This is a genomic window from gamma proteobacterium symbiont of Lampromicra miyakona, from assembly GCF_059730895.1.
Genome location: NZ_AP035933.1, coordinates 365,777 through 378,392 on the forward strand (window position 1 = coordinate 365,777; position 12,616 = coordinate 378,392).

At 58.7% G+C, this 12,616-nt stretch carries 11 protein-coding genes; 1 reads left to right on the forward strand and 10 read right to left on the reverse strand.

Features of this window, described 5'->3' with window-relative positions:
• Window positions 1–15 precede the first annotated feature (15 nt).
• The 3 genes from iolG to AC6I8P_RS21155 form a co-directional block, all read right to left on the reverse strand.
• Entirely contained in the window at window positions 16–1,026 is a 1,011-nt protein-coding gene (gene iolG, locus AC6I8P_RS21145; RefSeq protein ID WP_058770196.1) for a bifunctional inositol 2-dehydrogenase/D-chiro-inositol 1-dehydrogenase, read from the reverse strand.
• A gap of 31 nt (window positions 1,027–1,057) precedes the next feature.
• Window positions 1,058–1,879 (reverse strand): TIM barrel protein, encoded by an 822-nt coding sequence (locus AC6I8P_RS21150; protein ID WP_481658203.1) that lies wholly within the window; start codon window positions 1,877–1,879, stop codon window positions 1,058–1,060.
• A 147-nt stretch (window positions 1,880–2,026) separates the two neighbouring features.
• Entirely contained in the window at window positions 2,027–3,472 is a 1,446-nt protein-coding gene (locus AC6I8P_RS21155; protein WP_498031191.1) for a sugar porter family MFS transporter, read from the reverse strand.
• A gap of 317 nt (window positions 3,473–3,789) precedes the next feature.
• Between AC6I8P_RS21155 and AC6I8P_RS21160 the strand changes: the two genes are divergently transcribed.
• Window positions 3,790–5,133: an MFS transporter gene (locus AC6I8P_RS21160; RefSeq protein ID WP_058776361.1), complete on the forward strand. Its 1,344-nt coding sequence runs from the start codon at window positions 3,790–3,792 to the stop codon at window positions 5,131–5,133.
• Between the two features lie 3 nt (window positions 5,134–5,136).
• Here the strand turns inward: AC6I8P_RS21160 and arnF are convergent, their stop codons facing one another.
• From arnF to arnB, 7 genes are read right to left on the reverse strand one after another with little or no spacing between them, the layout of a single operon-like run.
• Complete coding sequence (gene arnF / locus AC6I8P_RS21165) at window positions 5,137–5,499, reverse strand: 4-amino-4-deoxy-L-arabinose-phosphoundecaprenol flippase subunit ArnF (RefSeq protein ID WP_058781501.1); 363 nt, start codon at window positions 5,497–5,499, stop codon at window positions 5,137–5,139.
• Window positions 5,496–5,816 (reverse strand): 4-amino-4-deoxy-L-arabinose-phosphoundecaprenol flippase subunit ArnE, encoded by a 321-nt coding sequence (gene arnE, locus AC6I8P_RS21170; protein WP_058781502.1) that lies wholly within the window; start codon window positions 5,814–5,816, stop codon window positions 5,496–5,498. Before arnE ends, arnF begins: the two co-directional genes overlap by 4 nt.
• A complete protein-coding gene (arnT, locus tag AC6I8P_RS21175) occupies window positions 5,813–7,468 on the reverse strand; it encodes a lipid IV(A) 4-amino-4-deoxy-L-arabinosyltransferase (RefSeq protein WP_498031349.1) in 1,656 nt (551 codons plus the stop codon). Before arnT ends, arnE begins: the two co-directional genes overlap by 4 nt.
• Before the next feature lie 31 nt (window positions 7,469–7,499).
• Window positions 7,500–8,384 (reverse strand): 4-deoxy-4-formamido-L-arabinose-phosphoundecaprenol deformylase, encoded by an 885-nt coding sequence (gene arnD / locus AC6I8P_RS21180; protein WP_125310936.1) that lies wholly within the window; start codon window positions 8,382–8,384, stop codon window positions 7,500–7,502.
• On the reverse strand, window positions 8,381–10,360 hold the full coding sequence (arnA, locus tag AC6I8P_RS21185; protein WP_021509380.1) for a bifunctional UDP-4-amino-4-deoxy-L-arabinose formyltransferase/UDP-glucuronic acid oxidase ArnA: 1,980 nt from the start codon (window positions 10,358–10,360) through the stop codon (window positions 8,381–8,383). Before arnA ends, arnD begins: the two co-directional genes overlap by 4 nt.
• The gene (gene arnC / locus AC6I8P_RS21190) at window positions 10,357–11,343 is read right to left on the reverse strand and encodes an undecaprenyl-phosphate 4-deoxy-4-formamido-L-arabinose transferase (RefSeq protein ID WP_021509379.1); all 987 of its coding nucleotides are present in this window, start codon (window positions 11,341–11,343) and stop codon (window positions 10,357–10,359) included. The genes arnA and arnC overlap by 4 nt, the downstream gene beginning before the upstream one ends.
• Before the next feature lies 1 nt (window position 11,344).
• Entirely contained in the window at window positions 11,345–12,481 is a 1,137-nt protein-coding gene (gene arnB, locus AC6I8P_RS21195) for a UDP-4-amino-4-deoxy-L-arabinose aminotransferase (RefSeq protein ID WP_264443865.1), read from the reverse strand.
• Between the last annotated feature and the right edge of the window lie 135 nt (window positions 12,482–12,616).

Genomic DNA, 12,616 nt, shown 5'->3' on the forward strand with positions numbered 1-12,616 from the left:
CGTGATTTTGCGGGATTAACGATAGAAAGCCGGACGTGGTGGCATGGTAATCGGGACAATGTCACCGTTGTTCTGTGCCGCGACACAGGCATCGGCCGCCACGGCGGCGGCATAGCCGTCCCACGCCGACGGGCCTGTCATATTGCCCGACAGCACGTTGTTAATGAAATCCTGCAGCTCAACGTCATACGCAGCGATAAAACGCTTTTTCCAGTCGGTCAGAATGCCGGTGGAGAGCTGCGCCGCATGACGGGTTTGCACCGACATCGGTTCAGGCAGGCGGGCAATGCCGCTCTCGCCAACCACCTCACATTGTATGTCGTAACCATAGGCGCAGTTAACGAAGATCTCGACATCAATGCGGATACCCTTCGCGGTTTCCAGCAGCACAATCTGCGGATCTTTCAGGTGCGATGACGCGTGGCGGGTCTTTCGTGGGTAAATCACCTGCGCGCTGACATAATCATCGTTCAGCAGCCAGCGCAGCACGTCAAGTTCATGGATCAGCGTATCGGTGATCGCCATATCGGTGGTATAAGCATCGCCGACCGCCGGATTGCGGTGCGCGCAGTGCAGCATTAGCGGCTCACCCAGGGTGCCGCCGTCGATAACCGCTTTCAGCGCGCGATAGCCGCTGTCGTACGGTCGCATAAAACCCACCTGCACCAGTTTTTTGCCCGCGGCAATTTCCGCTTCGACGATATTCATACAGCCCTGCGCGGTCACCGCCAGTGGCTTCTCGCAGAATACCGCTTTGCCGGCTTTGATGGCTGCCAGCACAAACTCTTCATGCGTCGGGCCCCATGAGGTAACCAGAATGGCCTGCACCTCCGGCGCGGCGATTAAATCGTGCGCGTTGTCGTAAATCTCCGCCTGCAAGCCGAGCTCGCTAATCACCTGCTCACAGTTGTTGCGATTGATATCATTAAGCGCGACCACGCGCGCATGCTGCAGCACCTGGCTGCAGCGACGAATGTGTTCACGGCCGATAGCGCCAGTGCCGATTACACCAATATTGAGTGTCATGCGAGGTTCCTTCAGCAAAATGCCGGATTGGTTAGTGGTTGAGATAATCAATGCTGCTGCGGATTTCGCGCGCAATATCCTCAGCGCTCCAGCTCTCCATCACCGAAGAAAACGGCTCGAAAGCATAAACACCGCGATAGCCCATCTCTTCCAGGCGCTGCACCTGCTCGCGGGATTTCAGCAGGTCATCCGCGCTCAGCATGATGCGCTCTTCGTCGGTGAGTTGATGAGTCGGGCGCGCATCCGTTACGCCAGAGAGATGCACCAGGCCGATGTGATTCACGTCTACGCCACCGGCGAAATCCTGTTCGGCGCCTTCGTACAGGTGATGATGGAAGGTATCCAGTACGATGTTAAACGGCACGCCGGCCTGAGCGATAAGCTGCTGCGCCAGCGCGGCGGAGCGCAGTGAACTCTGCGGAAAACCGAGCGGTTCAACCAGCCCGGCAACACCATATTCGGCAAACAGCGGCGCCAGGGTTTGCAGCGCCTGTACGGTTTGCTCATTACTCACCGGCGTCCCATTATTGAGCGGACAAAGCACCAGCGCTTTCGCCCCGGTGGCGCGCGCATCGGCTAACAGCGCGCGCGTTTTTTTCAGCACCGCATCATCTAACTGGTTGAAGGGATATAGCGCGTTGATGGTTTCGATCTCAAGTTGATGCTGCGCTGCCAGGCGACGCACTTCCTCACCGCCTGCGCCGTCGGTCACGCTGCCGCTTTTCATATCGTTGCGTATTTCAACTTTATTTAATCCCAGCTGTTCCACCAGCGCGAAGAATTCCGCCATGCTGAGATGAGGGGCAATTTTACGGTTAACACAGAATCGGTCACTGCTTATTTTGTAGGTCATGATCTTTCCTGGATAATAATCACTGGGTAAGGTTCTGTTTGCTGCAAGCTACTGACATGCCCTGATAGTAAGTTATCTTTTTTGCCCGCTCTGCGGCTTCTTTGAGTGATTTACATCAGCCTGAGCGCAATCTGATCGCCCTCACATTTAGCCTTTGCCGTCATACAGTTCATAGAAATAGTGTTCGACCTGTTCCAGGCTGCGCCCTTTGGTTTCCGGGATAGCGCGCAGCACAAAAAGGGCGCCGCCGATTCCGATCACAGCGAAAGTCAGGAAAGCGCCAGCCAGGCCAAAGGCGGCCAGCAACAGCGGGAAGGCCATGGAAATGGCGAAGTTGGCAATCCACAAGGCAAAAACGGCACCGCCCATGCAAATGCCGCGCATGCGCGCCGGAAAGATTTCCGACAGCAGCAACCAGGTGACCGGTGACAGCGCGCCCTGCTGAAAACATAAAAACATCAGCATTCCGGCCAGTACCAGATAGGCCCGCAGCAGATTAACCGCACCACCGGCGTGATACTCCGGCATTAGCAGGCATACTGCGGCGATAAAGAACAGGCAGGCGGTACAGCCCATCTGCCCTATCAGCACCAGCGGACGACGACCAACCTTACCGATTATCACGATCCCCACCAGCGTCATGATTACCGAGATCACGCCGTTGGCGATGGTGGCGAACAACGCCGCATCGTTGCTCAGGCCGGTAGCAGTGAGCATGGTTGGCGCGTAGTACATGATGGTGTTCACACCGGTCAGCTGCTGGATGGCGGCAATGCCAATTCCCAGTAAAAACACTTTGCGCAACCATGGCGTGCGCAGGTCACGCAGGCGACCTTTGCCTTGCTGGCGATGCTCTTCGATGGTCTCTTCGATCTCCTCCAGTTCCCACTCTACGTCCTCCGCCGCCCGGGTTTTCTCCAGCACCCTGCGCGCGCCAGCGGTGTTGCCGCGCATGACGTGCCAGCGTGGACTTTCCGGCATAAAGATCATCCCGATCCACAACAGCACGGCGGGTACGGTGGAGATGGCCAGCATCCAGCGCCAGGTATGTTCGCCACCCCAGATTTCATTGAAGGTCGCATTGGAGACATAGGCCAGCAGCTGGCCAGAGACAATCATCAGCTCCTGCAGCGTCACCAGTTGACCGCGTTTATTCGCCGGGGCAATTTCCGCGATATACACCGGCACGGTGGCAGCCGCCCCGCCAACGGCAATACCAAGAAACAGGCGTGACGCAATCATCGTCACCACATCAGGTGCGAAGGCAGAGCCGACCGCGCCGAGGGCAAAAATAAAGGCCAGCGTGATGATGATTTTGCGGCGCCCGAGGGCATCCGCGAAGTGCCCTGCCAGCAGCGCGCCAAAGGCAGCGCCGAACAACAGTGAACTGGTCACCAGCCCGGTAGTGAACGGCGTGAGATGCAAATCACTCCGCATGAATAGCAGCGCACCGGATACCACGCCGGTATCGTAACCAAACAGCAGCCCGCCGAGTGTCGCCACCAGCGCGATGACTTTTACGAAGGGTTCGGTTTTTGTTGTGCTGTTGGGGCCGGATGCGGTGTTGGTGGAGAGATAAAGTTCTTTTTCCATAATACCTCCTGGTAAAAAATGCGTTAGGAAAAGCATCAGAACAGAGCAGCGCGTCCAGGCTATCGGCATTTTTATTTCATGTTAATTTATATTTGAAACCTGCTTTTCAAATTGTGAGTTCAAGCCTTTTGACCGGTTTATTTTGATGGATTTACATCAGCCGAAATAAGGAGAATGGAGATTGGGCGAGGTGGTTATGGAAGCACAGCAGATCGGCCCCTTTACGCCGAGAGTCGCCACGCTTTGTGATCAATCGCGCAACAACTGCACAAACCTTCTTGTATGGTAGTCGCTCTTTCACCTCTTCAGGATTTGTCATGGCCTCTTCAACTGTTGCTCAATCTGATACCGCTGAAGCTCACCCTAAATCATTGATTCGCCGCGTCGCCAGCGCCTCGGCGATAGGCACGGCGGCAGAGTATTACGACTTTTTCGCTTACGGTACGGCAGCGGTACTATTCTTTGGCCATCTGTTCTTTCCCAGCCACGATCCGCTGGTCAGCACACTCGCTGCCTTCGCCACTTATGCGGTTGGCTTCCTCGCACGTCCTATTGGCGGCATGGTGTTTGGGCACATCGGCGACAAAGTGGGACGCAAAAAAGCGCTGGTGGCGACCATCCTGATCGTGGGCCTTGGCACGTTCTGCATTGGTCTGCTGCCAACCTACGAAAAAATTGGCGTCTGGGCCCCGGTATTACTGATTGCCATCCGCTTGCTGCAGGGGTTTGGCGTCGGCGGTGAACAGGCGGGCGCGGTATTAATGACGGCCGAATATGCGCAGCCTTCCCGGCGCGGTTTCTTTGCCAGCTGGGTGCAGATTGGTGCTCCGGTCGGGTTTCTGCTGCCGCTGGCGCTGTTCGCTGTGCTTAATGCCGCGCTGAGCGCGGAGCAGATGATGGACTGGGGCTGGCGCGTGCCTTTTCTGCTCAGCGCGCTGCTGGTGATTGTCGGCCTGTTTATTCGCCTGCGCATTGATGAATCGCCGGTCTTCGCCGCCATTCGTGAAACCAAAGCGGCAGAATCCAGGCCGTTAAAAGAGGTGCTGCGTGGTAATCCACGGCTGGTGGTCAACGGCGTAGCAGCGAAACTGATCGAAGCCTGCGCCTTTGCCCTGTTTACCGTCATCATCCTTGCCTGGGGTAAAGCTAATCAGCTTGATGCCGGCATTTTGATGAACAGTATGATCGTCGCGGTGATCCTCGAAGTACTGGCGATCCCGCTGATGGGTGCCCTTTCCGACCGCATCGGTCGCAAGCCGGTTTACCTGATCGGCACGCTGCTGATCATGCTCTCGATCGTGCCATTTTTTCTCGCGCTGGCGCACAACAGCTACTGGCTCACGCAGCTGGCGATGATCGTGGCGCTGACGCTGGGCCACAGCATGTGTTATGCCCCGCAGGCGTCATGGTTCCCCGAATTGTTTCCCACGCATATTCGCTGCAGCGGTATCGCGGTGATCTGGCAGATCGGTTCGCTGATCGGCAGCGGCGTACTCGGACTGGTGGCAGTGAAGATTCTGCAGGTGACCCACGGCCACTGGTATGGTCTGGCGCTGTATGTTGCAGTGCTGGGGGTGATTTCATTGTTCGGCCTGCTGCGTCTGCCGGAAACGGCGCCAGGCCGCCGCCAGGGAGAATATCACCCGTGGCAGCAGCATTAACGGTTAACGGCGCGGCAGCGCCACGCACAGCAGGCCGCAGACGATCAATATGACGCCAGCGAGACTGCTCCAGCGGAAAGTTTCATGCAAGGCCGGCAGAGAAATGGCGGCCAGCCACACCAGCACATAGCTCAGACTGAGCAGCGGATAGAGCCGGTTGAGCGGCAACAGCCGCAGCGCCAGCAGCCAGCACAGCATTGAGCAGCCGTAGGCGGCCAGTCCGCCGATTAACGGTATCAGGCCGTGCTGCCACGGTAGCGCGGTCCATGTATCCAGCGGTGGCAGCGCGAGCATTGCCGTGCGCAGCAGCAGCTGCGCCAGCGACACCAGCAGCACGCTGGCCAGCGCCAGCAGCCAGCCCTTCACAGATGGCTCCCCATCAGCGCAACCCCGGTAACGATCGCCAACGTACCCAGCCACTGCCGCCGCGTGTAGTTCTCACGCCAGATGACGCGCGCCGCCACCGCCACCAGCACAAAATTCAGGCTCAGCATCGGGTAAGCCACGCTGACCGGCACGGTGCGCAGCACCACCAGCCACAGCAGCATCGCCGTCCCCAGCAGCAGCAGGCTGAGCACCAGCCAGCCGAACAGGCGTTGCCCGCCGCAGTGGGCCGCCTGTTTCTGGCACAGCTGGGCGGCACAACTGAGCAGGCTTACCAGCAGGATCAGTAGCAGATTCATGGTGTCGCGTTGTAGCCGTAGTAGACCAGCCGTCCCTGCTGATACACATCATCCGGCACCGGCAGATGCGCATCCGCTTGCTTTTCGTCAGAATTCAGCAGCAGCACCAGTGCCACCGGACCCTGTCGGCGATGCAGGCGCAGCCAGTCAGCGAAGGCTTCCCCGTCGACGTAGCGCGTTTTTGCATCGGGATAACCCAGTCCGTACTCCAGCTCACCTTTTTCATCGAAGAAAGTGATATCGCTGCGGCGCAATTCCCATGCGACCGCAGAAGCGATGCCGGAATTGTCCACCACCAGATAGCGGCTCTGCGCCAGCTGAGGCCGAACGGCGCTGACGAAACTCTGCGGCTGTTTGCTATCACGCACCTTTTGCGGGATAGCAAACCCGACCAGCAGCGCCAATGCCAGCGGGCAAAGCGCAGCCAGTTGCCAGCGGCCTGTTTTCAGGCTTAACCAGCCCATCACCGCCCAGCCGGCAAATGCCAGCGCAGCGCACACTACCCGCAGCAACTCATCGCGCGCGTACACCGGATGGTGCGCCAGCCCCCAGGGTGCCAGCACCACCACGACCAGCAGCGTGGCAACCAGACCAAACAGCAGGTTGATCCAGCCATTTACCGCCAACGCCTGTTTCAGGCGCGCGGTGTTACCGTGCGCATAGTGCGCCATCAACAACGCCAGCGGCGCAAAGCACGGCAGGATATAGGTTGGCAGTTTGCCTTTGGCGATGCTAAAGAACAGCAGCGGCAGTACAACCCAGCTAAGCAAATAGATCGCGGCAGCGTGCTGCTGACGCTGACGCCATGCGCCGCTCAGCGCGCCTGGCAACAGGCCGAGCCACGGCAGACAGCCTGCCAGCAGCACCGGCAGGTAATACCAGAACGGCGCTTTATGCTGCGCGTCGCTCTCGGCGAAGCGCTGAATATGTTCGACCCAGAAGAAGTAGTGCCAGAAATCGCCTTCCTTATGCTGAATGGACAGCGCCCAGGGCGCGCTGATCGCGGCCGCCACCAGCACAGTAAGCGGGCCCCAGCGCAGCAGTTCGCCAAAACGTCGCTGCCAGAGCACCCAGGGCACAATCGCCAGCACCGGCACCGCCAGCGCCAGAAAGCCCTTGGTCATGAAACCCATGGCACAGGCCGCGCCGAGCAGCACATACCCCGTCAGCCGCTGTGAGGTACTGTGCGCCTGCGCAGCAAACCAAAAGCTGCACATTGCCGCCACCAGCCACAGCAGCAGAATCGGATCGAGCACGGCGTAAGTGCCGATGCCGTAAACCAGCAGCGAGGTAAGAAAGATCACGCTGGCGGTGAGCGCTATTTTGCGGCTGGCGAACATCCGTTTGCCCAGCCAGTAGATCAGCAGCGCACTCAGCGTGGTACAGATAATCGCACCGGCGCGCACGCCAAAGTTATTATGCCCAAATATCAGCTGGCCAAAATTATTGATCCAGTAACCGGCAATCGGCTTCTCGAAGTAGCGCAAATCAAAAAAATGCGGCACCACCCAGTTACCGCTCAGCAGCATCTCGCGGCTGATTTCGGCATAGCGGGTTTCATCCGGCTGCCAGAGATCACGGAATGGCACCGGGATCAGATAATAGAGAGCAAAAAGCGCTATCAGCAGCACTATACGGGTGCGGCTGCGCATCGGTGTTTCCATACTTGGGTCCTGTAAAATGTTAACTCTGGCAACCCAGCCAGCCTTCCCGGCCGGCAATGTGCCCGCGCACCACATGGCCCTGCGGCAGCGTACTGAGATCGTCCGGCAGCAGCTCGCTCAGCGGGCAAAACCGGATGCCCTGCTGCTGCGCGCGCGTCAGCAGATCGGCAAAGGCGGGCAATCCGATGATGCCTTCGACCTCTGCGTGAATGGTATAGACCGGCGTACCGCTGGCGGCATGTATCTGCGCGAGAATAAAGTCGTTAAACCCTTCCGCGCTGACCTGCTGGCCCACCACTTCATCCCACGTTGGCAGGGTTACCGGAATTTGCACCGTGCCGAAGCTGCCATCGTTAAGGCGCGGAATGAACGGCCCGCTGCCACGACAGTCGCTGTTATAGCGAAAGCCAAACGGCTGCTTGGCATCCAGTACCCGGCTGTCGGCGCGCCAGCCTGCCACTGCAGAGCAGGTGACACTGTCACCCAAAATGGTTTCCAGCGCCGCTTTACCGCGCGCAATCTGCGCATTCAGCTGCTGTGGCGACCAGACGCCAGCCCAGGTCTGCCAGGCAAAGTGATCCCACGCGTGTAACCCCACTTCATGGTGATCTGCCGTGGCGCGAATAATCGACGCCAGCCCTTTGCCTATTTCGCGGCCCGGCCAGGCGGTACCGGCCAGTAAAATATCCCAGCCGTACAGCGAGGCCGCGCGCGAACGCAGCATTTTCCACAGAAAGCGCGGCTTCATCAGGCGCCACAGGTGGCGCCCCATGTTGTCCGGCCCAACGCTGAAGAAGAAGCTGGCCTGCAGCTGATGCAGGCTGAACTGCTGCAGCAGCGCCGGTACGCCCAGTTGCGTGCCGCGCCAGGTATCGACATCAACACGCAAACCCACTCGCTTCATGGCTTTTCCTGTAGCTCAACGGTGCGCAGGAAGAAGTCCAGCGTATTGTCGATGGTGGTATCCATCGCCACGGTTGGCGTCCAGTCGAGCAGCCGGCGGGCGTTTTTAATCGACGGCTTGCGATGCTCCACGTCCTGATAGCCTTTGCCGTAATAGCTACTGCTCTCTACCTCACGGAAACCGGCAAACGGCGGGAAGCGATCGCGCAGCGGGTGGCGCTCAAAGCTGGCCAGCAGGTGTTCCGCCAGCTCTTTAATACTGGCTTCGTTCTCCGGGTTACCAATGTTAACGATCTGGCCATCGCAGTTGTTGTGCTTGTTCTCGATAATGCGGAACAGCGCTTCGATGCCGTCGCGAATATCGGTGAAACAGCGCTTCTGCGCGCCACCGTCGATCAGCTTGATCGGCGAGCCTTCCACCAGATTAAGGATCAACTGGGTGATGGCGCGAGAACTGCCGATACGCGCGGCGTTGAGGTTATCCAGCCGCGGGCCCATCCAGTTAAACGGACGGAACAGCGTAAAGCGCAGCCCCTCTTTTTCGCCATAGGCCCACAGCACCCGGTCCAGCAGCTGTTTCGACACCGAATAGATCCAGCGCTGTTTATTGATCGGTCCGACCACCAGGTTGGAGTGATCCTCGTCGAAATGCTGATCGGTGCACATACCGTACACTTCGGAGGTAGACGGGAAAATGATGCGCTTTTTATACTTCACGCAGTCACGAATAATCTTCAGGTTCTCTTCGAAATCCAGCTCGAATACGCGCAGCGGATTACGGGTATATTCGATCGGCGTGGCGATCGCCACCAGCGGCAGCACCACGTCACATTTCTTGATGTGATACTCAATCCATTCAGAGTGGATGCTGATATCCCCTTCAACGAAGTGGAAGCGCGGTTCATCCAGGAAGCGGCTGATGGCATCGGAACCGATGTCCAGGCCATAAACCTCAAAGTTATCATCCTGCAGCAGGCGTTCGGTGAGATGGTTGCCGATAAAGCCGTTTACGCCGAGGATCAGCACCCGCGTGCGGCGTTTCACCGCAGCAACCGGCTGCGAATAAAGCAGCGCACCCGGCACCATGCCCAGACTCTGCGCCAGCTGGCTGCCGTTCATGTAAACACCGTTGTCGCTCTGCCCGGTGACCACTTCGAGCGCGCCCTCGCCGCAGGCAATCAGGAACGGCTCAACTGACAGCACCGTGCCCGGTTTGGCGCTGGGCGCATCCTGGTGAACCCGCCCTTTCCACACCACGAATTTCACCGTGCCGGCATACGCAAACGCACCAGGCCAGGGATCGGTGACTGCACGCACCAGGTTATTCACTTTAGCCGCCGGCAGCTCCCAGTTGATGCGGCCATCCTCCGGCGTGCGGCGACCAACCACGGTCGCTTCCGCGTCGTTCTGCGGCGTGGCGGCAATCTCACCGCGCTTCATCGGCGGCAGCGCGCCTTCCAGCAGTTGGCCGGCGCAGGCCACCAGCTTACGGTGCAGCGTCAGCGCATTATCCTGCGGGTCAATCGCCACGCGCTGCTGCGCCACAATGTCGCCGGCATCGGCACGTTTCACCATGCGGTGCAGCGTTACGCCAGTCTCCGTCTCGCCGTTGACCAGCACCCAGTTAAGCGGCGCACGACCACGGTATTTAGGCAGCAGCGAACCGTGCAGGTTAAACGCGCCGACCCGCGCGCAGTTCAGGATCGTGTCGCTCAGCAGTGCGCGATAGTAAAACGAGAAGATAAAGTCCGGCTGCATGGTGCGGATGCGATCCACCCACAGCGGATGATTAGCATCTTCCGGCGCATAAACCGGAATGCCCTGCTCAGCCGCGAGGCGTGCCACCGAAGGAAACGCATGGCTCTCCGGCGAGGTGTCCGCATGGGTAAAGATGGCACTGATTTCATAGCCTGCGTTCAGCAGCGCAGTGATGCCTGCACAGCCCATTTCGGCATAGGCGAAGACGATAGTTTTCATTGCTTAATTTCCTGTACAGACGGGGCATCTTGTTGCGGATGGATAACACGTTGAATGAAGTAGCGCGGACGGGCGCGTACGTCGTTATAAATACGACCGATGTATTCGCCCAGCAGGCCCATGCCGACAAACTGCGCGCCGACAAAAATAAACAGCACGGCAAACAGCATGAACACACCGTCACCGGCCCAGCTGGCACCGAGGAACAGGCGCAGCACAATCAGGATCAGAGAAAAGGCGAAACCGGCCAGCGCGATTAAGCTGCCGACGATACTCAGCAGACGCAGCGGCGTGGTGGTCAGGCAGGTCACCAGGTCATACATCAGGTTGATCAGCTTCATGAAGCTGTATTTGGAGTCGCCAAACTCACGCTCGGCATGCGTAACCGGCAGTTCAATGGTGCGGCGCGCGAAAGTGTTCGCCAGAATCGGGATAAAGGTGCTGCGTTCGTGGCAGTTGAGCATCGCATCGACAATGTGACGGCGATAGGCGCGCAGCATGCAGCCATAATCGCCCATCGCTTTGCCGGTCACACGCTGAATCAGGTGGTTGATGGTGCGTGAAGCGCGGCGACGGAACCAGCTGTCCTGACGGTTCTGACGCACGGTGCCGACCACGTCGTAGCCCTGCTGCGCGGCTTTGACCAGGTTGGGGATCTCCTCCGGCGGGTTTTGCAGATCGGCATCCAGCGTAATGATCACATCACCGGAAACATGGCTGAAACCGGCCATAATCGCCGAGTGTTGCCCGTAGTTGCGATTCAGCAGCACGCCGACCACGTGACTGCCCGGCATATCCGCCGCATCGGCGATCATCTGCGCGGAGCGGTCGGCGCTGCCGTCATCCACCAGTAAGATTTCATAGTCAAGTCCGAGCGTGCGGCAGGCAGCGTCGGTACGGCGCACCAGCTCCGGCAGGCTCTGTTCTTCGTTGTACACCGGGATCACCACGGAGACTTTGCGAATCGGTTTTTCTTCCAGCATCTCAGGCTCCCGCAAGGTGGCGTAAGGCAGCAATCACACGCGTTACATCGTCATCGTGCATGTCGGGGAACAGGGGCAGCGAGCAGATACGATCACTGTTCCATTCGGTGGCCGGCAGCGAGAGCTGCGGATAGCGTTCACGGTAATACTTGTGCGTATGCGCGGCGCGGAAATGCAGGCCGGTGCCGATGTCATGGATTTTCAACTGCTCCATCAGCGCATCGCGGCTGATACCGCAGCGCGCTTCGTCCACGCGAATGATAAACAGATGCCACGCATGCTGATGCGGCCACGCCGGCTGCACCAGCGGCAGCAACGGCGTATCTGCCAGCTCACGCAAATAGCGCGCGGAGATGGCCTGGCGACGTGCATTGATGGCCGGCAACTTTTGCAGCTGCACCAGCGCAATCGCGGCGTTGATGTCTGGCAGGTTGTATTTAAAACCGGGCATGATCACTTCGGCCTGCGGTTTGCGGCCATGGGTATGACGATCGTAGGCATCGACGCCGAGGCCGTGGAATTTCAGGCTGCGCAGGCGGTCGGCCAGCTGCGCGTCATCGGTCACCACAATGCCGCCTTCGGCGCAGGTGATGTTTTTGATGGCGTGCAGCGAGAAGATTGCGGTGCCCTGCTGCCCGACGTGCCGGCCTTTGTAATAGCAACCTACCGCGTGGGCCGCATCTTCAATGAGCGGGATATTGTGGCGCGCGCTGACGGCGCGAAGGGCGTCGATATCCGCCGGCGCACCGGCATAGTGAACCGGCACGATGGCGCGGGTGCGCGGCGTAATGGCCGCTTCGATCTGTTCTGCGCTCACCATCAGGTTATCGCGGTCCACATCTATCATCACCGGCGTGGCGCCCAACAGCGTAATGATATTGAGCGTGGAAACCCAGGTCAGCGACGGGGTGATCACCTCGTCACCGGGCTGGATATCCAGCGCCATCAACGTGACGTGCATGCCTGCTGTGGCGGAGCTGACAGCAATAGCGTGCTGGTTGCCGGTGAGCTGACAAAACGCCTGCTCCAGCGCAGCATTCTGCGGTCCGGTGGTAATCCAGCCCGATGCAAATACCGCCTGCACCGCGGCCAGTTCTTCCTCACCCAATGCCGGGCGCGAAAACGGAAGGAAACTCATAAGATAACCTTACTGTTGTGCCTGAAAACATGCTGAAAAATAAAACAAGCGTTATTGCTGCGCATGACAACCTGATGAAACACCCTGTAACCTATTGTTTAAACGTTACTTAAACGAGTGCGTTCGCAGGGCTGC

Bases quoted from the DNA above. Each gene is read 5' to 3' on its own strand.
- iolG (WP_058770196.1), bottom strand. From the start codon at position 1,026: ATGACACTCAATATTGGTGTAATCGGCACTGGCGCTATCGGCCGTGAA.
- AC6I8P_RS21150 (WP_481658203.1), bottom strand. From the start codon at position 1,879: ATGACCTACAAAATAAGCAGTGACCGATTCTGTGTTAACCGTAAAATT.
- AC6I8P_RS21155 (WP_498031191.1), bottom strand. From the start codon at position 3,472: ATGGAAAAAGAACTTTATCTCTCCACCAACACCGCATCCGGCCCCAAC.
- AC6I8P_RS21160 (WP_058776361.1), top strand. From the start codon at position 3,790: ATGGCCTCTTCAACTGTTGCTCAATCTGATACCGCTGAAGCTCACCCT.
- arnE (WP_058781502.1), bottom strand. From the start codon at position 5,816: ATGAATCTGCTACTGATCCTGCTGGTAAGCCTGCTCAGTTGTGCCGCC.
- arnT (WP_498031349.1), bottom strand. From the start codon at position 7,468: ATGCGCAGCCGCACCCGTATAGTGCTGCTGATAGCGCTTTTTGCTCTC.
- arnD (WP_125310936.1), bottom strand. From the start codon at position 8,384: ATGAAGCGAGTGGGTTTGCGTGTTGATGTCGATACCTGGCGCGGCACG.
- arnA (WP_021509380.1), bottom strand. From the start codon at position 10,360: ATGAAAACTATCGTCTTCGCCTATGCCGAAATGGGCTGTGCAGGCATC.
- arnC (WP_021509379.1), bottom strand. From the start codon at position 11,343: ATGCTGGAAGAAAAACCGATTCGCAAAGTCTCCGTGGTGATCCCGGTG.
- arnB (WP_264443865.1), bottom strand. From the start codon at position 12,481: ATGAGTTTCCTTCCGTTTTCGCGCCCGGCATTGGGTGAGGAAGAACTG.